Genomic DNA, 21959 nt, shown 5'->3' with positions numbered 1-21959 from the left:
CCGGTCGACCTCCACCTCGCATCGGCCGCGGCCCATCAGGGCTTCGCGGCCGAAGTCGCACTGAATTACCCCAGGGGAAGCACATGACAGTCAACATCAAGAACTGGCAGGAACTCAAGAAGCCCAACAGCCTTGAGATCAAGCCGGGGGCTGACCCCAAGCTGCGCGCCACTTTCGTAGCAGAGCCCCTCGAGCGCGGCTTCGGCCTGACGCTCGGCAACGCGCTGCGCCGCGTGCTGCTCTCCTCGCTGCAAGGCGCGGCCATCACCTCGATCAAGATCGAGAACGTGCTGCACGAGTTCAGCTCGCTGGCCGGCGTGCGTGAAGACGTCACCGACATCGTCCTGAACGTCAAGCAGATCGCGCTCAAGATGCAGGGCGAAGGCCCCAAGCGCCTCCAGCTCTCCGCCACGGGCCCGGCCCAGGTCAAGGCCGGCGACATCGCGGTGACCGGCGACATCGAGGTGATGAACAAGAACCTCGTGATCTGCCACCTTGACGAGGGCGCGACGCTGAACATGGAACTGACCGCGGACAGCGGCAAGGGCTACGTTCCCGCGGTCGCCAACCGTCCGGTCGACGCGCCCATCGGCCTGATCCCGGTCGACTCGCTCTACTCGCCGGTGCGCCAGGTGTCGTACAAGGTCGACAACGCGCGCATCGGGCAGGAGCTCGACTACGACAAGCTGAACCTGACGGTCGAGACCGACGGCACCGTCAGCCCCGAGGACGCCGTGGCGTACGCCGCGCGCATCCTGCAGGACCAGCTGACGCTGTTCGTCCACTTCGAGGACGTGGCCCCGACCGGCCAGTCGCCGATGATCGGCATGGCTGCCGGCGGTGGCGCCGCTGCCGAAGAGAGCGACACCAACCAGCTCAATCGCTACCTCCTCAAGAAGGTGGACGAGCTGGAACTGTCGGTGCGTTCGGCCAACTGCCTCAAGAACGACAACATCATCTACATCGGCGACCTGGTCCAGAAGACCGAAGCCGAGATGCTGCGCACGCCGAACTTCGGCCGCAAGTCGCTCAACGAGATCAAGGAAGTGCTGTCCTCGATGGGTCTGCGCCTCGGCATGGACATCCCCGGCTGGCCGCCGGAGAACATCGAAGAGATGGCCAAGAAGCTCGAGCAGGAGCTTCTTGGCTGAGCCAAGAAGCGCGATGGTCTCGCTGCAAGCGAAGTAGCAAGTATACCTCGTCATTCCCGCGAAGGCGGGAATCCAGCTCCAGGTGTTTCGGTTTAGGCGAGCTCGGGAGATGGATCCCCGCCTTCGCGGGGATGACGAAGAGTTTCGATCCCTTGAGGATCAGGCAACGGTGGCGGCCTCACAGCCACCAGGACCGGGCTACCTCACACGGGCCCCTTACGAACGGAGTATAGAACATGCGTCACAAGATGGGCGGCCGCAAGCTGCAGCGCGCCACTGGCCACCGCACGGCCCTGCTGCGCAACATGGCCGCAGCGCTGATCAAGCACGAGCAGATCCAGACCACGCTGCCCAAGGCCCGTGAGCTGCGTCCATATGTCGAGAAGCTGATCACGCTGGCCAAGCGCGGTGGGTTGTCGAACCGCCGTCTGGCGCATGCGCGCCTGATGGACGAGACGCAGGAGCAGAAGCTGTTCGCAGCTCTCGCCGAGCGTTATGCCGGCCGCGAGGGTGGTTACACCCGCATCATCAAGGCCGGCTACCGCGGTTCGGACGCTGCGCCGATGGCGATCATCGAACTGGTCGATCGCGACGTCGACGCCAAGGGCCAGGATTCGGGCCCGGTGAACACCGATGTCGAGGAATACGAAGAGGCCTGAGCCTCTTGCCCCGTAAGTCCGGGGCACTGAACATCCGGCAATTGCCAGGGCGGCTCCGAGCGCTAATGCTCGGGGCCGCTTTGTTTTTTATGCTGGAGATACCCACTTGGCTTCTCGCTCCGGGCGCTCGCGCTCGATCCTTGCGGCGGTGCTCGCCGTAACCGCTCTTGCCACCTCGCCGACCTGGGCCGACACCATGAAATTGAACTATCCCGAGACACGCCGCGAACCACTCGTCGAGCAGCATTTCGGCGAGGCGATCGCCGATCCCTATCGCTGGCTCGAAAACGACGTGCGCAACGACAAGGAAGTGGCGAACTGGGTGGAGCGGGAGAACGCCGTTACGCGTCAATACCTCGACACGCTGCCGCAGCGGGGCCGGTTCGCGGCCAAGATCCGCGAGCTGATCGACTACGAGCGCTTCGGCCTGCCGACCAAGGCTGGCGGGCGGTACTTCTACACGCGCAATTCGGGCCTGCAGAACCAGGCGCAGCTGTTCGTGCGCGAGGGCCTGCGTGGCACGCCCCGCTTGCTGCTCGATCCCAACAGCTGGGCCAAGGACGGCGCCACCGCGCTCGACAGCTGGAAGCCATCCGAGGACGGCAAGCACTTGCTGTTCAGCGTGCAGGACGGCGGCAGCGACTGGCGCTTGCTCCATGTGCTCGATGTCGCCACCGGCAAGCAGTTGCCCGATGAGGTGCGCTGGGCCAAGTTCACCCAGATCGACTGGGTCGGCGCCGAAGGCTTCGTCTACTCGCGGTTCCCGACGCCCGCCGAAGGCACGGCGTTCCAAGGTCGCAACTACGATCACGCGGTCTACTATCACCGCCTGGGGACGCCGCAGGATGCCGATCAGCTGGTGTTCGCCACGCCTGAGCAGCGCGAGCTGAATCACGAGGCCGATGTCACGCAGGATGGCCGCTACCTGGTCATCCGCAGCAGCAGTGGGACCGACAGACGCCAGCAGGTCCGTTACGTCGATCTCCAGCGCCGCACCCGCGATGGCTGGAACCCGCGCACGCTGGTGGCCGAGGCGACCAACGACTGGAAGCTCGTGGCCAGCACCGGCACGAAGCTGTGGTTCGTCACCAACAAGGATGCGCCGCACTACAAGCTGGTCGTCATCGACCTGGCCGAGCGCGAGCCGCAGTTCCGGCAAGTGGTCGGCGAACGGGTTGAGCTGCTCGAACGCGCGACGATCATCGGCAATCACTTGGTCCTGAACTACCTGAAGGACGCGGCGAGCCATGCCGAGATCGTCGGGCTCGACGGCAAGTCGGTGCGCGACCTGACTCTGGCGGGACTGGGCACGGCGTCCGGCTTCGACGGCAAGCCGGGCGACCCCGAGACGTTCTACGCCTACTCCAGCTTCAACCAGCCCGCGGCGATCTATCGCATGGACATCGCGACGGGCAAGTCGGAGCCGTTCGCGCAGCCTGCGATCAAGTTCGATCCCGCCAAGTACCTCATCGAGCAGCGCTTCTACACCTCGAAAGACGGCACCAAGGTGCCCATGTTCGTGGTGCGCAACAAGGCAGCCGCCGCAGCGGGCAAGGCGCAGCCGACCCTGCTCTACGGCTACGGCGGCTTCGACATCTCGCTGACGCCGGGCTACTCGGCCGTGCGCATGGCTTGGCTGGAGGCGGGCGGCGCCTTCGCCATGGCCAACCTGCGCGGCGGCGGCGAGTACGGCAAGGAGTGGCACGACGCCGGACGCCTTGCCAACAAGCAGAACGTGTTCGACGACTTCATCGCCGCGGGTGAGTACCTGATCGCAGAGGGGATCACGCCCAAGGGCGGCCTCTCGATCCAGGGTGGCTCCAACGGCGGCCTGCTGGTCGGCGCGGTGGTGAACCAGCGTCCGGACTTGTTCGCGGCGGCCAACGCGGCGGTGGGCGTGATGGACATGCTGCGCTTCGATCGCTTCACCGCCGGCCGCTACTGGGTGGACGATTACGGCTATCCCGAAAAGGAGGCCGACTTCCGCGTGCTGCGCAAGTACTCGCCATACCACAATATCCGCTCGGGCGTGGCTTATCCGGCGGTGCTGGTGACCACGGCGGACACGGACGACCGCGTGGTGCCCGGGCACAGCTTCAAGTACACGGCGGCGCTCCAGCATGCGCAGGCCGGCGACAAACCGCACCTGATCCGCATCGAGACACGGGCTGGGCATGGCTCGGGCAAGCCGACCGACAAGGTGATCGACGAGGGCGCCGACATCCTGGCGTTCCTGGCGAAGTGGTCGGGTTTGGGAACGCCGCAATGATCTGAGCGCGCCCCCTGACAGTCGGACAGCACTTCGTCATCCGCGTTCCTGGCGGGGATGACGAACCCGGCTCAGTTCGGCGCCAGGGTTATGCTCGCGGTGCCGGTTCCGCGCACCGGCAGGTACAGGCCTTGCCCCGTCGCCTTGAGCGAGCCGGTCCGGACATCCTCCACCTTGGCGCGGATCACGAAATCGCCTTCGCGCTTCTGCTGGATGGCGCGGTCGATCTTGACCATCAGCTTGTCGTAGTCCCGCTCGAAATTCTGGGTGAGTGCGCCCGCGATCGTCTGGTCGAGGCCGGGGGCATTGGCGAGTTCGATGACGAGGTCGCCGCCCGTGCGATCGGTGCTGCCGGTCACTTCGAACTGCGTGAAGCGGACCTGTCGCGAGTTCGGTTCGTTGATTGGCACCGCCGTCATCCACACCGTCGCGCGCGCCTCGCCGAGGGTGTTCGCCTCGTCGCTGGCGTTGAAGTTCAGGCCCACGGCGATGCGGCCGCCGCTGGTGCCGTAGATGGTGGCCTTGTTGAAACGCGCCCACAGCGGCCCCATGCCGGGCACCTGGAAAGGCCGGGCAGAGCGCTTGCGCAAGGCCTTCATCAGCACGGGTTCTAGCTGGCGGTAGTCGGCGATGACCGGGATGAAGAAGCTCAACTTGCCCGGGTTGGCGCTCAGGCGGCGCAGGGGCGGCAGCGGCGTGCGCGCAGGGTCGGGCGGGCGGTCACCGACGTAAGTCTCGGTCACGGCACTCAGTCCCAGCCGCAAGGTGAGGCGATTGTCGGCGATCGCGTAGCCGCCGTATTGCAGCTGCTGGGGCGAAACCCGCATCCACACCGGCGGGTTGGACCGGTTGAGCTGCAGCGAGGTGAACGCAGCGTTCCAGGCCTGCTGAACCTGTTCGCGCACGTGCAATGCGCCCAGTTCGCCGGGGAGGGTGCGCTCCAGCCTGGCGACGACGCCCTTCAGCTTGGCGTCGGCTTGTTCCGACAAGTCGATCGTCTGGCCCATGAACTCGATATGCGGCGGGGCAGTCCACTTGTAGGCAAGATCGACCTTGCCGCGGGGGCTCCAGTCGGGCGCGATGTCCAGCTCCACGCGTGCCTGCACGCGCGCATCGGCGGTGGCGGTTTCCTGCCGCAGGACGCCGCCGATGTCGCGCGCGTGGACCACGGCATGGACCGGCATCGTGACGATCAGCGTGCGCCCCGAGCCCGACAGGGCGAGGCGGCCACGGGTGACCTGGCCGACGATGCGGCACTTGATGGTCGGGGTCTTCACCTTGACGAACAGCACCTTGACCTTGTCGCTCGGCACGCAGATCTGGTCGGGCTTGTCGATCGACCAGAGTTCGCGCGGGATCTCGCGTTCGAGGGCGATGGCAAGGCGGCCCAGATCGGCCTGGATGGGCACGGCGATGACCGATGCCTGTGGCTTGATCACGATGGTATCGGTCGCGCGGGGAGGAGCCTCGTTCGGGGTTCGGTGGCCGCACCCTGCAAGGGCCAGAATTGCCACGGCAAGAGCGACGAAGCGTGACTGCTTTATGTTATGTCGTTCCCCCATGATCGGCGCAAACGCGCCATTTCGGCGCCGGTTCCCCCAGGCCGGAACGCGGGCATGCGGCGTGGGTTGATGGATCGAGCAGAAGGAGGCGATGCGATGCAGACCATGAGCGGCGGATGCCAATGCGGACGCGTTCGCTACACCGCGCAGGTCGAGCCGGAGAAGGCGTATCTGTGCCACTGCAACATGTGCAAGAAGGCGACCGGCGGCGTCTCCATCGCCTTCGTCAATCCGCCCAGGGACAAGGTCACCTGGCACACTGAGCCCGACTGGTACCAGTCCTCGCCGATCGCCCGCCGGCCGTTCTGCTCGCACTGCGGCACGCCGCTGGGGTTTGACTTCCTGGAGGGCGGCACGAACATCGACCTGACGGTCGGCAGCTTCGACGATCCCACGCCGTTCCGGCCTGAGCACAACTACGCGATCGAAAGCATGCTGGACGTCTGGACCCAGGTCGGCCATCTGCCCGGTTACACCAGCGCGCAGAACACCAAGGTGGTCGAGATGTGGCGCGCGGCCGGAATGGAGCCCCCTGAATGACCGACGTGCGCACCGATTTCCTGCCGGGCTTCGGCGGCGCACGGCTCGCGGTGCACCGCATGGGTGAGGGGCGGCCGGTGCTGTTGCTGCACGGGCTGTTCTCCAGTGCGCAAGTCAACTGGATCAAGTTCGGCCACGCGCAGAAGCTGGTCGACGCCGGGTTCGAGGCCATCATGCCGGACTTGCGCGCGCATGGGCAGAGCGAGGGACCACACGATCCCGCTGCCTATCCGGCGGACGTGCTGGTGCGCGATGCCCTGGTTCTGGTCGAGCAACTGAGGCTGACGGATTACGATCTCGGCGGGTTCTCGCTGGGGTCGCGCACCGCGGTCCGTTCGGTGCTGGCCGGGCTGGCGCCGCGGCGCTTGATCCTGGGCGGCATGGGGATCGAAGGGCTGGGCAACTGGGCGCGGCGCAGTGCCTTCTTCGTCGATGCGATCGACCGCTACGACACGATCAAGCACGGCGACCCGGCCTTCGTGGCGCGGTCGTTCATGCGCACGCAGAAGGTCGACCTCGTCGCGGCGCGGCTGCTGCTGCAATCCGTCGACGATACGCCGCCCGAAGCGCTGGCCGGCGTGAACATGTCGACGCTGGTCGTGTGCGGGGTCGACGATCATGACAACGGCTCGGCGCCGGCGCTGGCAGACGCGCTGCCGAACGCATGCTATGTCGAGATCCCCGGTACGCACATGTCGTCGGTGACCGAGAAGGCGATGGGCGATGCCATGGCGGCGTTCCTGAGCGAGTAAGGACACCTCGCCTGGAGAACTCGTCACCCCGAACTTGTTTCAGGGTCCATCGTGCCGCGCGGCTCGGGGGCCGGAAGAGATAAGCCGCGCGGTCTGCATGCCAGGACCAAAGGCGGGGCAAACCGACGGATGAGCCCTGAAACAAGTTCAGGGTGACGGCGGGCGCTGTTGGATGGTGCCGCATCGGCTGCAGCATTGATCGGGCGGTCGTGCGGCATGACCCGCGAACGGGCGTCTTGACCCCTGACCTCGTGGCGGCCAGCATGGTGCATCCGCAAATCCGAACAACGGGGCACTTCCATGAAATCTCACGCAACTTCGCTTCTGGCTCTGGCCGGGGCGATGGTCGCCGCGTCCCCCGCCCTGGCCCAGAGCGCCAACGCGCCGGCGAGCGTTCCCACCGCCGCCCAGTTCGTCGAGCAGGCCGAGGCGCAATACAACCAGAAGACGATCGAGGCCGCGCAGGCGGAGTGGGTCTACAACACCTACATCAACGTCGACAGCGAGGCGGTGACCGCGCGCAGTTCGGCGGCGCTGAACTCGTTCAACGTCGCGACCGCGACCAAGGCGGCAACCTATGCCTCGCAGCCTGGCCTGTCCTATGACGTGAACCGCAAGCTCAGCCGCATGCGCACGCTGATCACCCAGCCGGCGCCCAGCCGCCCTGGCGCGGCCGAGGAAGCGGCGACGCTGATCGCGCGGCTCCAGGGCATGTACGGCAAGGGCAAGGGCACGTTGAAGGGGCAGCCGATCAACGGCTCCGACATCGAGGCCGCCATGGGCGACAACCGCAACCCGGCCGAGCTGGCCGAGATGTGGACCAGCTGGAACGACAACGTCGGCAAGCCGATGAAGGCCGACTTCGTCAAGCTCGTCGCGCTGCAGAACGAAGGCGCCAAGGAGCTCGGCTACGCCGACACCGGCGCGCTGTGGCGTTCCAATTACGACATGACGCCCGAGCAGTTCGCCGCGCTGACCGACAAGCTGTGGGCAGAGGTCAAGCCGCTCTACGACCAGCTTCACTGCTACACCCGCACCAAGCTGAACGAGAAATACGGCGACGGCGTGCAGAAGACCACCGGCCCGATCCGCGCCGACCTGCTGGGCAACATGTGGGCGCAGGAATGGGGCAACATTTACGACATCGTCGCGCCTGCCGGCGCGGGTGATCTGGGCTACGACATCGGCGACCTGCTGAAGGCCAAGGGCTACGATCCGGTCAAGATGGTCAAGGCGGGCGAGGGCTTCTACTCCTCGATCGGCTTCGCGCCGCTGCCGGCGACGTTCTGGGAGCGCTCGCAGATCACCAAGCCGGCCGACCGCGAAGTGGTCTGCCACGCCTCGGCCTGGGACGTCGACAACAAGGACGACCTGCGCATCAAGATGTGCACCAAGGTCAACTCGGACGATTTCGTGACGATCCACCACGAGCTGGGCCACAACTACTACCAGCGCGCCTACAACAAGCAGCCGGCCTACTACCTCGACGGCGCCAACGACGGCTTCCACGAGGCCATCGGCGATACGATGGCGCTTTCGATCACGCCGCAATACCTCGTCGAGATCGGCCTGCTGGACAAGGCCAAGGTCCCCAGCGCGGACAAGGACACCGGCCTGCTGTTGCGCCAGGCGATGGACAAGGTGGCGTTCCTGCCGTTCGGCCTGCTGATCGACCGCTATCGCTGGAAGATATTCTCTGGCGAGATCCAGCCTGGCCAGTACCAGGCCGCGTGGGACCAGATGCGGCAGGAATACCAGGGCATCGTTCCGCCGACCGCTCGTCCGGCGGATGGCTTCGATGCCGGTGCCAAGTACCATGTGCCCGCGACCGTCCCTTACACACGCTACTTCCTCGCCCGGCTGCTGCAGTTCCAGTTCTACGAGGCGGCGTGCAAGCAGGCCGGCTGGAAGGGGCCGCTGCATCGCTGCAGCTTCTACGGCAACAAGAGGGTCGGCGAGAAGATGAACGCCATGCTCTCGATGGGCGCGTCGAAGCCCTGGCCCGATGCGCTGCAGGCGTTCACCGGCAGCCGCGAGATGAGCGGCAAGCCGATGCTGCGCTACTTCGCCCCGCTCAGCGCGTGGCTGGAGAAGCAGAACGCGGGCAAGACCTGCGGCTGGTGATCGCCGGTTCGCTCAGCCGTCGGTCCCGGTGAGAGCCGGGCCGACGGCGGCGCTCAGAACGTGGCAGTGACGCCGGTCGCCAGGTACTTCGTGTCCTCGTCCCGGGCATTGGGCGCCTGCTTGAGGAAGCGCCCGCGCGCGAGCCACAGCGCATCGATCTCGCCACGCAGAAAGCCGGGTACCAGCCAATAGCGCACGCGAGCTTCGAGTTGATGACCGGCAAAGCTGCCACTGCGGCCGAGGGAATCGCGCACGCCGGTGGTGGAAAAGGCGTCCGTCTTGCTGGCAAGCCACATCGGCCGGTAGACCGCAAAGGCATCGAAGCGCTTGCCGGGTGCTGCCTCCACCCGCACGCCCGGCGTGTTGATGTTCGCACGCGCGACCGCGTTGTAGAGGCCGGCGGGTGCGAGGTCGGCGCGGCGCATGCCGAACAGCGTGTCGAAGCGGCCGTAGCGGCCTCCGGCACGGTCGCCGCTGGCGTAGTCGTACTCGACCGAGAGGCGGACCCTGGCTGGCCCTTCGAAGCTGTAGCCCAGGTCGGCGTGGATGAACCAGGCATCGACATCCAGCACCGGCGCGCTGGCGGCGGTGCTCGCGCGGATCGCGCCCGCCTGGTAGATGCCCTCGACCTCGAAGTCCCAGCGTTCCGGCGCGGGATCGCGGATCACGCGCATGCTGACCGTGTGCAAGTCCCGGTTGCGATTGGGGCGGCCGGGCGCGTCGCGCTCCTGAAGCCGGAAGTAGCTGAGTTCCGCGGTAGCCCCCGCGATCGTGTTCGGGCGAGCGACCAGACCGCCCCAGAGACGCAAGTCGAAGCTCTCGCGATCCCACTTTATCCTGGCGCGGCGGACCGAGGCCGGATCGTCGGGCAAACGCATCTGCGGCAGCGTGTAGATCAGCGTCGCGGTGGTGCCGCCCCGCGTCTTCAAGTCGGCGCGCAGACCGGTGTAGCCGTTGGTCGTGTTGCGATAGTCGTCCGCCGCGACCAGCCGGCGCGAGCCCAGATTGAGCATCATGCGCCCGGCTTGCAGCTGGGTCGTGCTCTTCGCGCCGAGCACATCGCCCAGGTCCGCGCCGACATAGGCCTGCACCAGCTCGAACGCGTTGACTTCGCTGGTGCTCACCGCACTGTTCCGCCGGTCGAGGTAGACGCGGCTGTCGAACAGTTCGCCCCCGATGCGGAAGCCCGCATGGTGGTACTCGGCGAAGATCGTGGAGCGGAGCGCCAGTTGCTCGTCGTCCTGGCGAAAGCCCGTCCGCGCCTGCCCGTCGATGGTTTCGTAGCGGACGCGGACGCTGGCGGAGAGCTTGAAGTCTTCCGGCTCGCCGATCAGCGATTGCAGCGTCGGCGCCTCCGCCTTGGCGACGGATGGCGTCGCGAGAGTGGCGGCGATAACCAGGACGGACGATCGAACCCCAAGCATGGACACGCTCCTGCGGCCGACATGGCGCAAGGACCGGCCGGCTGAGAAGCAACGCTTGAGCGCACGCTGCGCTTGATCGGGAGGTTGCACGGCCCCGAAGTGGCGCCGCTAGCATCGTTGCAAAGCATTGCCAACGACCGATACCGAGTTTCGTGGCGAAGTGCGTCCGAGCGGAACAACGCCGCATGCGGGGCGTCTGGCAGTCACCCGATGGCCGCTCCGGCCGCACCCCCAGGAAGAGCAAACGCGTCATGGAAGCAGCCGACGTATTCACCAAGCTCGACGTCGAGCTGCACCCGGATCCCGCACGCACCGTGATCCGTCCGTTCCATTTCGCTTATCCCAGCGCCTTCGAGGAGGGGAAGCCGACTCGCATGGAAGCCGTCGTCGCGCGCCTGTTGCAGGCGGACGAGGCGACGCGCGAGCGGATGATGGATTATGTCTCCGGCCCGATGCACCAGCGGCACCGCAACGCCGACACCATGTTCCTGCGCCAGGTGGACCGCCTTGCCGACGAGGTGCCTGCGATCCGACAGCTGAACGATCGCGACCGGCTGCTGGCGGGCGCTTACTTCAGCCAGGAATATGCCTTCGAGTCCGCCGCGCTGTTCAACCCCAGCATCGTGCGGGTACCGGGCGAGCGGGGCACCAGCGACGATGGGCAGCTGCAGTTCCTGCTCTCGCTGCGCGGCATCGGCGAGGGACACATCTCGTCCGTCACCTTCCGTACCGGAACGTGGGACGGTGGCACGGGCCTCACCATCGATGCACCCAGTACGCACTGCGTGCCGCCCCGCATCGAGAGCGACAGCGAAGGCTGGGTGCGCCTGCAATGCGAGGACAGCCAGGACATCTCCGAGACGGTGATCTTTCCGGTACTGCCAAGCCAGCGGCAGGGCGTGGAGGATCTGCGGATGGTCGCCTTCGAGGATGAAGACTGCGAGCCCACGGTGATCGGCACCTACACCGCGTTCGACGGACAGACGGTGCGGCAGGAGCTGATCCGCGGCATCGACTTGCGCACATTCGAGATGCGCCCGCTCTCGGGCAGGATGACCGGCTACAAGGGCATGGCACTATTCCCGCGGCGGATCGACGGGCGCTATGCCATGCTCGGCCGGCAGGACAACGAGAACATCTGGCTGCTCACTTCCGACGATCTCTACACCTGGGAGGAGGGCAAGACGATCATGGAACCGCGCTATCCGTGGGAGTTCGTGCAGATCGGCAACTGCGGTTCGCCCATCGAGATCGACGAGGGCTGGCTCGTCTTCACCCATGGGGTGGGCCTGGTGCGCGGCTATGCGATCGGCGCATGCCTGCTCGACAAGCAGGATCCTTCGCGGGTCCTTGCCCGCACGCACGCTCCCTTGATCTTCCCCAGCGCCGAGCATCGCGGCGGCTACGTTCCCAACGTCACCTATAGCTGCGGCGCGATTGTCGAGGGCCGGCAGGTGCTGCTGCCCTATGCCGTCGCCGACGAGTTCACCGCGTTTGCCCTGGGCTGCGTGGACGATGTGCTGAGCGTGATGGAGTAGGGCGTCCACGGGACGACCGTCGGAGTTCCCGCCTCGCGTGGTTACAGGTAAATACGCGCCCGCGCGTTAACCTTTGTCTCGACTTTCGAGCATTGTAACCGGCTCTTTTGCGGGGACATCGGACGCTGTGTTGGAGTGCATTGGTTAACGTTTGCGCCTCCTAATGCGCGTAGTGTGCGTAGCGCTTCACCAGAATGGGATCAACTCGGCGCCTCACGGGACATCGCCGTGATAAGCGGCGGGCTTCACCCTGGGAGGCCTCCATGCACCGTTTCATCCTGGCCGCAATGGCAGCCTTCGCGTTCAGCGCCGCGCCCGCGCATGCTGCGTTCGAGACGACGACGCGGCTGACCTTCAACTCGCAAGGGCCAATCCAGGACAGCTTCTCCACCTTGTTCGGCGGCGCGACCGGCAATCCGTCGGCACCGTTCCTCAACACCTATGGCGGGCCGGACATCACGCCGGGCACGACGCTGTACGGCGGCACGACGACGGACGACTTCTACGCCGACGCCTACTTTTTCCTCGGCGTGGCCCCAAGCGCCGCTCCGGGCGGTACCAGGCGCCTGATCTTGGGCGTCAACCAGAACCTTGCGGGGCAAAGCTTCGCCTCGCTGTTTCCCACCTACGACGAGGGTGCGCTGATCGACGCCATCGTCGGGCTGAACGCCGGGACCGCGCCGGCGTTCGGCCAGGCTTTTCAGCTCGTCAGCGGCTTCCAGGCGCAATTCGGGCCGCAGTATGCCTTCAAGCTGGACGGTACCGGGTTCCTGACGGCCTTCTCGGAAGGGACCGGCTTCGGCACCATCACCACCACGCAGACGACCGAGTACGTGCCCGATGCGGTGCCCGAGCCGGCGGTGTGGCTGATGATGATCGTGGGCTGCGGGGTAGTCGGCGTGGCCTTGCGGCGGCGCAAGCCGGGCGCATCGGCCCTCAGCCTCCGAACGGCACCGTGATCAGGTAGAACAGCGCGCCGACGGCGGCGGAGGCGGGGATGGTGATGACCCAGGCCATGACCACGCTCTGCGCCACGCCCCAGCGGACGGCCGAAGCACGACGCGCGACGCCCGAGCCGATCACGCAGCCGGTGATCGTGTGCGTGGTCGACACCGGGATACCCAGCAGCGACGCCGTGAACACCACGATCGAGCCCGACATGGAGGCGCAGAAGCCCTGGTGCTGGCTCAGCTTGGTGATGCGGCTGCCCATCGTCTCGATGATCTTCCAGCCGCCGGTCATGGTGCCCAGCGCGATGGCCACGTAGCAGCTGATCGCCACCCAGTGCGGCACCTCGAAGTCACCGCTGTAGTACCCGGTCGAGTAGAGCAGCACGGTGATGATGCCCATCGTCTTTTGCGCATCGTTCAACCCGTGGCTGAGCGAGTAGGCCGCGGAGGACACCAGATGCAGCGCGCGGAAGCTGCTCTCGGCAGTGCGCGAACTGGCGCGCACGAACAGCCAGCTGGTCAGCAGCATCAGCAGCATGGCGATTATCATGCCCAGCAGCGGCGAGAGCACGATGGCGATCAGCGTCTTGTTGAGGCCGCTCCATTGAACACCGGTGATCCCGGCATGGGCGACACCGGCGCCGATCAGCCCGCCGACCAGGGCGTGGCTGCTGGAGGAGGGGATGCCCTTCAGCCAAGTCACCACGTTCCAGAACATCGCCCCGACCAGCGCGCCAAAGATGACCGCAGGCGTGATCAGGTCCTTGGCGATCAAGCCGCCGCCGATCGTCTCGGCCACCTTGTGCAGACTGGGGAACGTCAGCGTCAGGAAGTAGGCCGCGAAATTGAAGAACGCGGCGAACAGCACCGCCACGCCGGGGCTGAGCAGGCGCGTCGCCACGACGGTCGCGATCGAGTTGGCCGCGTCGTGCAAGCCGTTCAGGTAATCGAACGCGAGCGCGACGAGGATGAGGCCGACCAGCAGCGGCAGGGCGAGTTCGTGCGTCATGGTCTGTCGCTGGATGGATCAGGCGTGATCGATGACGATGCCGTCGATCTCGTTGGCGACATCCTCCAGCGCGTCGGTGATCCGCTCCAGATGATTGAAGATCTCGCGCCGGACGATGAAGCCCATCGGGTCAGTCGTACCATGTGCCTGGAACGCGCGCTTCAAGCCGCTGCGATGGATCTCGTCGGCATGGCCTTCCATGCGCACCAGGCGCTCGGTCAATTCGTGGAGCCGCTTGCCGTTGCCGCTGACGTTGCGCAGCAGCGGCACCGCCTCGCTCAACACGCGGCTGCTGTCGACGATCAGGGCGACGATGTCGCGCATTTCCTGGTCGAAGTCGGTGAATTCGTAAAGGTCGATCGCGGAGGCGGCCGACTGCATCAGGTCGATGGAGTCGTCGATCGAGCCGACCAGGCTGATGATGGCGCTACGATCGAACGGCGTCAGGAACGTGCGGCGCACGAGGTGCAGCACTTCGCGGATGATGTCGTCCGCATCGTGCTCGCGCTCGTTGATCTCGCGGATATGGTCGGCGCGGCCGCGGCTTTCGGAGAACAGGCGGGCGAGTGCGTCCGCGCCGGCGACGACGGTGGCGACATGCGCCTCGAACAAGTCGAAGAAGTTCGCCTTGGCCGGCAGAAGCTTCTGGAACCATCCGAACATCTGACTCATTCCTGTCTTCTGCGCCATGGCGCCGAGCATCGTGGTGCGCGCGGCGGCGGCGCGGAACTGGGTGGCCGCGAACGAGCGAATCAAGTCGCGAAGGTCGGGCTCGTTAACGTTGTCGGCGGCTTCGGCAAGGGTGAACCAGCGGCGGTCACGTTCCCCCGATTCCTTCCACTCGCGCAGTTCGGTCTTCACCGCCAGGGGGAACACCTCCACATCGACCATCAGCGAGGAGCCGTTGTTGCGCCGCTTGCGGTACCGGTACGAGCCGATCGGGGTGGGACAGGCCCAGCCCGTCACGCCCGCCTCTTCCTCCGCCTCCATCGCCGCAGCGGCATGGGCGCTGACGCCGTTCATGACGTTGCCCTTGGGAATGACCCAGCGGCCGGTGCCACGCGAGGTTACCAGCATGACGCGGATGGCGTCACTGGCGTCATCGGTTCGATAGGGAAGGGCGGCGATCTGGCGAATGGGTGATATCCTGGGGTGCGCGTTGCGCGCGCCCATGTGACGGTAGTATGACGACGGTCAAGTGCTTGGCGGCGCTGATGACTGAACGGGCGGCCGGCGATTTCTATCCCGGCCCGGGGCGCTGCTTCTCGTCCTGCCCGCTGTCACCCTGAACTTGTTTCAGGGTCCATGGAGCCGCTTGGCTCCGTGCTCTAGGGAATAAGCCGAATTCGCGGCTGGCGAAGAAGCCACCGGTCAAGACCGCGCGATGGACCCTGAAACGAGTTCAGGGTGACGGAGCGGGTGGGGGAGGGACGTGAGTCCGACCACCCTCAACGGAACGGGGGCTCGATGAACGCCCGCAGCTTGCGCGAGTGCAGACGCGCGCCCTGGTCGCGCAGCAGCTCGCAGGTTCGCACGCCGATGGCGAGATGGGCGCCGATCGCCTCCTCGTAGAAGCGGTTTGCCTGTCCCGGCAGCTTCAGCTCGCCATGCAGCGGCTTGTCCGAGACGCACAGCAGCGTGCCGTAGGGTACGCGAAAGCGGAAGCCCTGGGCGCTGATGGTGGCGCTTTCCATGTCGATGCCGATGGCGCGGCTCTGGCTGAAGCGGCGGGCGGAGTGAGTGTAGCGCAGCTCCCAGTTGCGATCGTCGGTGGTGACGATGGTGCCGGTCCGCATGCGCTTCTTGAGGTCGGCGCCGCCGGTGCCGCTGACGCTCTCGGCTGCCTCGGCGATCGCCTGCTGGACTTCGGCGATGGCCGGCAGCGGGATCTCGGGCGGGAGCACGTGGTCGAGCACGTGATCGTCGCGCAAATAGGCATGGGCGAGCACGTAGTCGCCGATGCGCTGCGATTCGCGCAGGCCCCCGCAGTGGCCGATCATCAGCCAGGCCTCGGGGCGCAGCACCGCGAGGTGGTCCGTGATGGTCTTGGCGTTGGAGGGGCCGACGCCGATGTTGACCAGGGTGATGCCCAGCCGATCCTCGCGGATGAGGTGATAGGCCGGCATCTGGTGGCGCCGCCACGCCGTGTCGGACAGCCGCGCGCGGGCGTTGTCCACCGGCGCATCGAGGTAGAGCCCGCCCGCGCCCGACAGCGCGACGTAGCCGTCCTGGCCGATCTGCTTGCCCGCCCAGTCGACGAACTCGTCCACGTACCGGTGGTAGTTGGTGAACAGGATGAACTGCTGGCAGTGCTCCACGCTGGTGCCGGTGTAGTGCGCCAGGCGCGCCAGGCTGAAATCCGTGCGCAGGCCATCGAACAACGCCAGCGGCAGGGGATCGCCCGGCGCGTTGCGGTCGATGGCGTCGGCGATCTCGTCCCCGATCATCGCCAGCTCGGTCGTGGGGAAATGCGCGGCGAGCTCCTGAGGCGTTATGGCCCCGACCGCGACTCCGTCCAGCACGTAAGGGAAGGGGATCTCCTGCGCCGAACGGGTGACGCTGACCTCGATGTCGTACTCGCGCTGAAGCAGGTTGAGCTGGGAGGCGAGATAGTCGCCGAACAAGTGCGGGCGGGTGACGGTGGTCACGTAAGTGCCGCGCTCGGGCAGGCGACCGAACGCGCGGGACGAGACGGCGGCGTGCTCCTGACCGGCGTAGTCGATGCGCAGTTCGGGATAATTCCAGAGCCGGTCGGCGCGACGGTCTGGCGGAGGGAGGCTGCCGTCCTTGCTGAAGGCGGCGATGTCGCTCTTCAACGTGGCGATGGCGGTGTCGTAGACGCGGACCAGTTCCGCGATGGTTTCCTGTACGATTTGCATCGGGGATGCTTACGGAAACCGTGTGGCAAAGCAAGGGCAGTGTGTACCGAAACCGTTCCTCTCCCCGCCGGGGAGAGGATAGCGTAGCTTGTCGCTTCGGCGACTAGCGCAGCTTGGAGAGGGCTGCGGCGGGGCGGGAGGTCGCAAGCCCTCTCCAACTTCGGCTAAATCGCTGCGCGATCAAGCCTTCGTATCCTCTCCCCAACGGGGAGAGGAGCGGACTAAGCCCCGGCCAGTCCTTGCCCCACCATGTCGAGCGGGCGCACCGCGGCCTCGAACCCAGCCTCGTCGATCAGCCCCGAGGCCAAGGCCGCGTCCTTCAACGTCATCCCCTTCTCGATCGCCTCATGCGCGATGTGGGCGGCGCTCTGGTAGCCGATCACCGGCGCCAGCGCGGTCACCAGCATCACGCTTTCGCCCACATGGCGCGCGATCGTCTCGCGCACGATCTGCGTGCCTTCGACCGAGAACTCGCGAAAGCGGTCGCAGCCGTCGGCGAGGATGCGGATCGCGTGCAGCACGTTGTTGATGATCACGGGGCGCATGACGTTGAGCTCGAAATTGCCCTGGCTGCCGGCGATGGCGACGGCGGTGTCGTGGCCGATGACCTGGATGGCGATCATCATGATCGCCTCGCACTGGGTCGGGTTGACCTTGCCCGGCATGATCGAGGAGCCGGGCTCGTTGTCGGGCAGCTTCAGCTCGCCAAGGCCGCAGCGCGGGCCCGAGCCGAGCCAGCGCATGTCGTTGGCGACCTTGGTCAGCGCCACCGCCGCCCCGCGCAGCGCCGCGCTCGCCCGCACCATCGCGTCGAGCGAGCCTTGCGCGGCGAACTTGTTGGGCGCGGTGACGAAGGGTTTGCCGGTAAGCTCCGCGATCTTGGCGGCGACATCGACCGAGAAGCCGGGCGGCGCGTTGAGGCCGGTGCCGACCGCGGTACCGCCGACCGCCAACTCGTAGAGGCCTTCTCGGCTGCGCTCGACTTCGGCGATCACGGCCCGCAACTGGCCGGCCCAGCCCATCCACTCCTGCCCGACGGTGAGCGGCACCGCGTCTTCCAGGTGGGTGCGGCCGATCTTGACCACGTCCATCCACTCGCCCGCCTTGCGTTCGATCACCTCGGTCAGCCGGGTGAGGGCGGGCAGCAGCCGCGCGTCGATTTCCAGCACGGTGGCGATGTGCATGGCGGTGGGGAAGGTGTCGTTGGAGGACTGGCCCATGTTGACATCGTCGTTGGGGCCGACCGGCGCCTGCGATCCCAGCTCCCCACCGAGCAACTGGATCGCGCGATTGGACAGCACTTCGTTGACGTTCATGTTGGACTGGGTGCCCGAACCGGTCTGCCAGACGTAGAGCGGGTAGTGGTCGTCGAGCGCCCCGGAGATCGTCTCGTCGGCGGCCTGCACGATCGCATCCGCCTTCCATTTCGGCAGGCGCCCGCCCGCCGCGTTGACCAGGGCGCAGGCCTTCTTGACGGTGCCATAGGCGCGACAGACCTCGATCGGCATGCGATCGTTGCCGATGTCGAAGTGATGCAGCGACCGCTCGGTCTGCGCGCCCCAATAGCGGTCGGCAGGCACGTCGATCTCACCCATGGAGTCGAATTCGCGTCGGGTGCCGGTGGCAGCGATGCCGATCGGGACGTGGCGCAGTGTCGGATCGGCCATGATGGTACCTTGTCAGTCCGCTGGAAGGATATCGTGATATGGGTGCTCGCGTGCCGGCGGTCCATGGCGCGCCATCGCCGACGGGCGCTTTCTGCGCCGTCCAACGTGCGTCCGGCGCAAGCCTTCACATGGATATTCGCGGATATCGCGACCGGCGGACGCGTCGTGAGCCAAGGTGAGATCGCCGCTGGCGATGGCCCGGTGGTTTACACCAGCATTGCCTTCATCTCGGCCCGGGCGTCTGCCTTTTCGCGCAATCGATGTGGGACGGAGTGCACGGATCGGGTGGGAACGCCCAGCCACGCCGCGGGTTGAGCAGGGCACCCGTGAACCCGGCAGCAAAGGAGGCAATACCATGAACTTGCGGACAGCATGGCATCGGCGCCGCCTTGCCGCTACGTGCGCCGCTGGCAGCGAGTGAACGGCACGGAATGTTTCGCGAATTGGACGATGAAGGTTCCCAAGGCAGATTGGGCAAGCCGCTGAAGATCGGCGTCCTGACGTTCCACCGCTGCATCAACTATGGATCGTACTGGCAGGCACGCAGCCTCGTCGAAGGGCTGGCCGCGCGCGGGCACGATGTCGTGCTGCTCGACTACGCGGAGCCCAAGATCGACCGCACCGAATGGCGCTGCGCCATGCAGCCGCTGCTGCCGCGCCGCTCCTCGCGCGAGGACGTGCGGCTCTACGGCCGCAAGGCGCGGGCGTTTCAGCAGGCGATCGCCGGGCTGCCGGTTTCGGCCCCGTTCCCGCTGCGCGAACCCTCGGCGATGGAGCCGCGCGACCTCGTCGTGATCGGCAGCGACGAGGTGTGGAACCTGTGCCATCCCTGGTACGGCGGTTACGAGCTGTTCTGGGGCGGCGGCATCCCGGCGAAGCGCGTGGTTTCCTATGCCGCCAGCTTCGGCAACTACGACGCGGACGCGGGTATCGACGGGCGCTGGACCAGCCGCCTCCAGAGTCTGGACGCGATCTCGGTACGCGACGATAACTCGCGCCGGCTGGTATCGACCGCGCTCGATCGAGATCCTGCACTGGTGCTGGACCCCGTGTTGCAGTTTCCCATCGCGCGGCCCGCCCAAGTAGTGCCTCCTGTCGAGCCGTTCGTGGCGGTCTATGGCCATGGGTTCAGCGCGGAGTTCGGCGCTGCCGTGCGGCACTGGGCGACCACGCGGGGCCTTAAGTTGGTGAGCGTCGGCTACCGCAACGACTGGGCCGACGAACAGCGGCTCGATGCCGATCCTTTCGAGTTCGCGCAGATGATCGCGCAATCGGAAGCGGTGGTGACGAACTTCTTCCACGGGTGCGTCTTCGCGCTGCTCAACGAGAAGCCCTTCGCCTGCGCCGTCACCCCCTATCGCATGAACAAGGTCCGCGACCTGACGCAGGCGCTCGGGGCCGAGGCGCACCTGCTGCGCGGGGACGATGCGCCAGAGCTCTTCGCGGCGATGCTGGACAACCCGCTCGACCCGGCGATCACCCGCGCCATCGTGCGGCTGCGCGCGGCGTCCGAGGATTACTTGCAGTCGGTCCTGGCGTGAACCTCAACCCGCGCGAGATCGTCGCTTCGGGGCTGTGCATCGGCTGCGGCGGATGCACGACGCTGCAGCCGGAAGCGCGGATGCGCTGGGATGGTGACGGGCACCTGAAGCCCGTTGCGTCCGGACGTTGGCGACAGCCGAACGAGTTCTCGCAAGTCTGCCCGTTCTCGCCCGAGGCGGCCAACGAAACGACCATCGCGGCCGCGCTCTACCCCGAGGCGCCGCACGGCGACGCGCTCATCGGGCGCTATGCTGGCGCCTACGTCGGCCACGTCGCGGAGGCCGAGTATCGGATGAGCGGCAGCTCGGGCGGCATGGTCACCTGGGTCGCGGCCGAGCTGCTGCGGCGCGGGCTGGTCGACGGCATCGCGCACGTGACTCCACGCTCGCGCGATGAGGGAGACGGGCGGCTGTTCGGCTATCGCATCTCGCGCGATTCCGACCAGCTGCAGCAAGGCGCCAAGTCCCGCTATTACCCCGTCGAACTCTCCGAAGTGCTGCGCGAGATCGCCGCCGTGCCAGGACGTTATGCCGTGGTCGGCATCCCGTGCTTCATCAAGGCGGTCAACCTGCTGCGGCGCGAGAACCCGCTCTATGCCGAGCGGATCACCCACACGATCGGCCTGTTCTGCGGCCACATGAAGAGCGCGCGCATGGTCGACAGCTTCGCGCTTCAGATGGGCGAGCAGCCCGAAGAGGTCGCGGCGATCGACTATCGGGTGAAGAACCCAGACCGCCCCGCGAACTGGTACACGGCGCAGCTGACGTTCGAGGATGGCAGCACCAGGCGGCAGGACTGGTGGCATCTCGTCGATGGCGACTGGGGCTCCGGCTTCTTCATGAACTCGGCATGCAATTTCTGCGACGACGTAGTGGCCGAAACCGCCGACATCGCCATGGGCGACGCCTGGGTCGAGCCATACTCGTCGGACGGCATGGGCACCAATGTCGTGATCGCCCGCTCGCCGTTGATGCTCGAACTGGTGAACGACGGCATCGCGCAGGGACGGCTGCAGCTATCCGAAGTCGATCACGCTTTCGTCAGCCAGACGCAGGCAGCCGGTTTCCGCCAGCGGCGTGAGGGGCTGGCCTATCGCCTGGCGCGCGGCAACGCGCCGGTGCAGCCCGTCAAGCGCGTCGCGCCTTCGCGCGCGATCCCGACGCGGCGCAAGCTGATCTACCGGATGCGGCAGGCGATCAGCCGGGAAAGCCACCGCATGTTCCGACTGAGTAACGCAATGCGGTGGCCGGCGGTGTACATCCGTTGGGGGCGGGCGGCACTGGCGACCTACCACGGTCTGGCCTATTCGCGCGGGCGGGTCGGGCAATGGGTAGACCGCTTCATCGACCCCAAGGGCGGCGACTAGGCCGGCACGGACGTGGCGTCGCCTGCCTCGTTGGCGCTGTTGCCTATGTTCCAACCGTCCCGCATCATGCCGCCAAGTCAATCGGGAGAGCGGCCGTGCCAGTCAGCGGCATCGATCACGTCAACATCCTCACTCGGGATCTGGACGCCACGGCCACGTTCTACGAGCGGCTGCTCGGCCTCGCGCGTACCGAGAACGAAAGCATCGCCGCGGGCTTTCGCGGTGCCTGGATGCGCGACAAGGCCGGCAACGCGATCGTCCACCTGGTGTGGAAGGATCCCGCGTCCGACCGCTATGGCGGCTATGAGCCCGGTCAGCCGACCAATGCCGTGCACCATGTCGCCTTCCGGTGCGAAGGCTTCGAGGCCATACGCGACGCGCTCGATGCGCAAGGCATCGGGTACCGGGTCAACGATCGCCAGTACGGCTCCGTGCGACAGATCTTCCTGGTCGACCCGAATGCCGTGAATCTGGAGCTGAACTTCGCCGGGGACTGACCCGGTCGGCGCGATGCGCTGGCAGCAGGC

17 protein-coding genes are annotated in these 21959 nt (G+C 66.5%); 11 read left to right on the top strand and 6 right to left on the bottom strand.

Features of this window, described 5'->3' with window-relative positions; all coding sequences use genetic code 11:
* Positions 1 to 83 precede the first annotated feature (83 nt).
* From HNO88_RS12080 to HNO88_RS12070, 3 genes are all read left to right on the top strand, one after another.
* Complete coding sequence (locus tag HNO88_RS12080; RefSeq protein WP_184245442.1) at positions 84 to 1151, top strand: DNA-directed RNA polymerase subunit alpha; 1068 nt, start codon at positions 84 to 86, stop codon at positions 1149 to 1151.
* 236 nt (positions 1152 to 1387) lie between these two features.
* Positions 1388 to 1810 carry a 50S ribosomal protein L17 gene (gene rplQ / locus HNO88_RS12075; RefSeq protein WP_184245440.1) on the top strand — a complete coding sequence of 141 codons (423 nt, stop codon included), beginning with the start codon at positions 1388 to 1390 and terminating at the stop codon, positions 1808 to 1810.
* A 196-nt stretch (positions 1811 to 2006) separates the two neighbouring features.
* Complete coding sequence (locus HNO88_RS12070) at positions 2007 to 4079, top strand: prolyl oligopeptidase family serine peptidase (RefSeq protein ID WP_184245516.1); 2073 nt, start codon at positions 2007 to 2009, stop codon at positions 4077 to 4079.
* Between the two features lie 71 nt (positions 4080 to 4150).
* On the opposite strand, the gene HNO88_RS12065 is transcribed toward HNO88_RS12070, so the two are convergent.
* Positions 4151 to 5518 carry a DUF4403 family protein gene (locus tag HNO88_RS12065; RefSeq protein WP_312857067.1) on the bottom strand — a complete coding sequence of 456 codons (1368 nt, stop codon included), beginning with the start codon at positions 5516 to 5518 and terminating at the stop codon, positions 4151 to 4153.
* A gap of 219 nt (positions 5519 to 5737) precedes the next feature.
* Here HNO88_RS12065 and HNO88_RS12060 point away from each other — a divergent pair, with 219 nt between their 5' ends.
* The 3 genes from HNO88_RS12060 to HNO88_RS12050 all read left to right on the top strand — a co-directional run bounded on the left by HNO88_RS12060 (position 5738) and on the right by HNO88_RS12050 (position 9057).
* Positions 5738 to 6181 (top strand): GFA family protein, encoded by a 444-nt coding sequence (locus HNO88_RS12060; protein ID WP_184245436.1) that lies wholly within the window; start codon positions 5738 to 5740, stop codon positions 6179 to 6181.
* Entirely contained in the window at positions 6178 to 6933 is a 756-nt protein-coding gene (locus tag HNO88_RS12055) for an alpha/beta fold hydrolase (protein ID WP_184245434.1), read from the top strand. Before HNO88_RS12060 ends, HNO88_RS12055 begins: the two co-directional genes overlap by 4 nt.
* Positions 6934 to 7233: 300 nt before the next feature.
* Positions 7234 to 9057: a M2 family metallopeptidase gene (locus HNO88_RS12050; RefSeq protein ID WP_184245432.1), complete on the top strand. Its 1824-nt coding sequence runs from the start codon at positions 7234 to 7236 to the stop codon at positions 9055 to 9057.
* A 53-nt stretch (positions 9058 to 9110) separates the two neighbouring features.
* Here the strand turns inward: HNO88_RS12050 and HNO88_RS12045 are convergent, their stop codons facing one another.
* Entirely contained in the window at positions 9111 to 10481 is a 1371-nt protein-coding gene (locus tag HNO88_RS12045) for an alginate export family protein (protein WP_184245430.1), read from the bottom strand.
* Positions 10482 to 10732: 251 nt separating this feature from the next.
* Between HNO88_RS12045 and HNO88_RS12040 the strand changes: the two genes are divergently transcribed.
* Both HNO88_RS12040 and HNO88_RS12035 read left to right on the top strand, forming a co-directional pair.
* Positions 10733 to 12019: a glycoside hydrolase family 130 protein gene (locus HNO88_RS12040; RefSeq protein ID WP_184245427.1), complete on the top strand. Its 1287-nt coding sequence runs from the start codon at positions 10733 to 10735 to the stop codon at positions 12017 to 12019.
* Positions 12020 to 12282: 263 nt separating this feature from the next.
* A complete protein-coding gene (locus HNO88_RS12035) occupies positions 12283 to 12978 on the top strand; it encodes a PEPxxWA-CTERM sorting domain-containing protein (protein ID WP_246381630.1) in 696 nt (231 codons plus the stop codon).
* Here HNO88_RS12035 and HNO88_RS12030 read toward each other — a convergent pair.
* The 4 genes from HNO88_RS12030 to fumC form a co-directional block, all read right to left on the bottom strand.
* A complete protein-coding gene (locus HNO88_RS12030; protein ID WP_184245425.1) occupies positions 12956 to 13978 on the bottom strand; it encodes an inorganic phosphate transporter in 1023 nt (340 codons plus the stop codon). The two genes, HNO88_RS12035 and HNO88_RS12030, sit on opposite strands and share 23 nt — an antisense overlap.
* Before the next feature lie 18 nt (positions 13979 to 13996).
* Positions 13997 to 15151, bottom strand: coding sequence for a DUF47 family protein (locus HNO88_RS12025; RefSeq protein ID WP_184245423.1), 1155 nt, complete (start codon positions 15149 to 15151; stop codon positions 13997 to 13999).
* A gap of 275 nt (positions 15152 to 15426) precedes the next feature.
* Positions 15427 to 16857 carry an AMP nucleosidase gene (locus tag HNO88_RS12020; RefSeq protein ID WP_184245421.1) on the bottom strand — a complete coding sequence of 477 codons (1431 nt, stop codon included), beginning with the start codon at positions 16855 to 16857 and terminating at the stop codon, positions 15427 to 15429.
* A 221-nt stretch (positions 16858 to 17078) separates the two neighbouring features.
* Positions 17079 to 18524, bottom strand: coding sequence for a class II fumarate hydratase (gene fumC, locus HNO88_RS12015; RefSeq protein WP_184245419.1), 1446 nt, complete (start codon positions 18522 to 18524; stop codon positions 17079 to 17081).
* A 431-nt stretch (positions 18525 to 18955) separates the two neighbouring features.
* Here fumC and HNO88_RS12010 point away from each other — a divergent pair, with 431 nt between their 5' ends.
* The 3 genes from HNO88_RS12010 to HNO88_RS12000 all read left to right on the top strand — a co-directional run bounded on the left by HNO88_RS12010 (position 18956) and on the right by HNO88_RS12000 (position 21929).
* Positions 18956 to 20065 (top strand): polysaccharide pyruvyl transferase family protein, encoded by a 1110-nt coding sequence (locus HNO88_RS12010; RefSeq protein ID WP_184245417.1) that lies wholly within the window; start codon positions 18956 to 18958, stop codon positions 20063 to 20065.
* On the top strand, positions 20062 to 21432 hold the full coding sequence (locus HNO88_RS12005; RefSeq protein WP_312857066.1) for a Coenzyme F420 hydrogenase/dehydrogenase, beta subunit C-terminal domain: 1371 nt from the start codon (positions 20062 to 20064) through the stop codon (positions 21430 to 21432). Before HNO88_RS12010 ends, HNO88_RS12005 begins: the two co-directional genes overlap by 4 nt.
* Before the next feature lie 95 nt (positions 21433 to 21527).
* Positions 21528 to 21929, top strand: a complete 402-nt coding sequence (locus HNO88_RS12000; protein WP_184245415.1) for a VOC family protein — start codon at positions 21528 to 21530, stop codon at positions 21927 to 21929.
* The last annotated feature ends 30 nt before the right edge of the window (positions 21930 to 21959 follow it).

Source organism: Novosphingobium chloroacetimidivorans (assembly GCF_014204535.1).
GTDB lineage: Bacteria > Pseudomonadota > Alphaproteobacteria > Sphingomonadales > Sphingomonadaceae > Novosphingobium > Novosphingobium chloroacetimidivorans.
Note: the sequence above shows the minus strand (reverse complement) of the source record. Positions and strands in the feature narration are given on the sequence as shown.

What these genes read in the sequence shown, in the direction of transcription:
- fumC (WP_184245419.1), bottom strand. Translation starts at nt 18,524, where the DNA reads ATGGCCGATCCGACACTGCGCCACGTCCCGATCGGCATCGCTGCCACC.
- HNO88_RS12010 (WP_184245417.1), top strand. Translation starts at nt 18,956, where the DNA reads ATGTTTCGCGAATTGGACGATGAAGGTTCCCAAGGCAGATTGGGCAAG.
- HNO88_RS12040 (WP_184245427.1), top strand. Translation starts at nt 10,733, where the DNA reads ATGGAAGCAGCCGACGTATTCACCAAGCTCGACGTCGAGCTGCACCCG.
- HNO88_RS12020 (WP_184245421.1), bottom strand. Translation starts at nt 16,857, where the DNA reads ATGCAAATCGTACAGGAAACCATCGCGGAACTGGTCCGCGTCTACGAC.
- HNO88_RS12050 (WP_184245432.1), top strand. Translation starts at nt 7,234, where the DNA reads ATGAAATCTCACGCAACTTCGCTTCTGGCTCTGGCCGGGGCGATGGTC.
- HNO88_RS12070 (WP_184245516.1), top strand. Translation starts at nt 2,007, where the DNA reads ATGAAATTGAACTATCCCGAGACACGCCGCGAACCACTCGTCGAGCAG.
- HNO88_RS12060 (WP_184245436.1), top strand. Translation starts at nt 5,738, where the DNA reads ATGCAGACCATGAGCGGCGGATGCCAATGCGGACGCGTTCGCTACACC.
- HNO88_RS12045 (WP_184245430.1), bottom strand. Translation starts at nt 10,481, where the DNA reads ATGCTTGGGGTTCGATCGTCCGTCCTGGTTATCGCCGCCACTCTCGCG.
- rplQ (WP_184245440.1), top strand. Translation starts at nt 1,388, where the DNA reads ATGCGTCACAAGATGGGCGGCCGCAAGCTGCAGCGCGCCACTGGCCAC.
- HNO88_RS12030 (WP_184245425.1), bottom strand. Translation starts at nt 13,978, where the DNA reads ATGACGCACGAACTCGCCCTGCCGCTGCTGGTCGGCCTCATCCTCGTC.
- HNO88_RS12035 (WP_246381630.1), top strand. Translation starts at nt 12,283, where the DNA reads ATGCACCGTTTCATCCTGGCCGCAATGGCAGCCTTCGCGTTCAGCGCC.
- HNO88_RS12080 (WP_184245442.1), top strand. Translation starts at nt 84, where the DNA reads ATGACAGTCAACATCAAGAACTGGCAGGAACTCAAGAAGCCCAACAGC.
- HNO88_RS12025 (WP_184245423.1), bottom strand. Translation starts at nt 15,151, where the DNA reads ATGGGCGCGCGCAACGCGCACCCCAGGATATCACCCATTCGCCAGATC.
- HNO88_RS12055 (WP_184245434.1), top strand. Translation starts at nt 6,178, where the DNA reads ATGACCGACGTGCGCACCGATTTCCTGCCGGGCTTCGGCGGCGCACGG.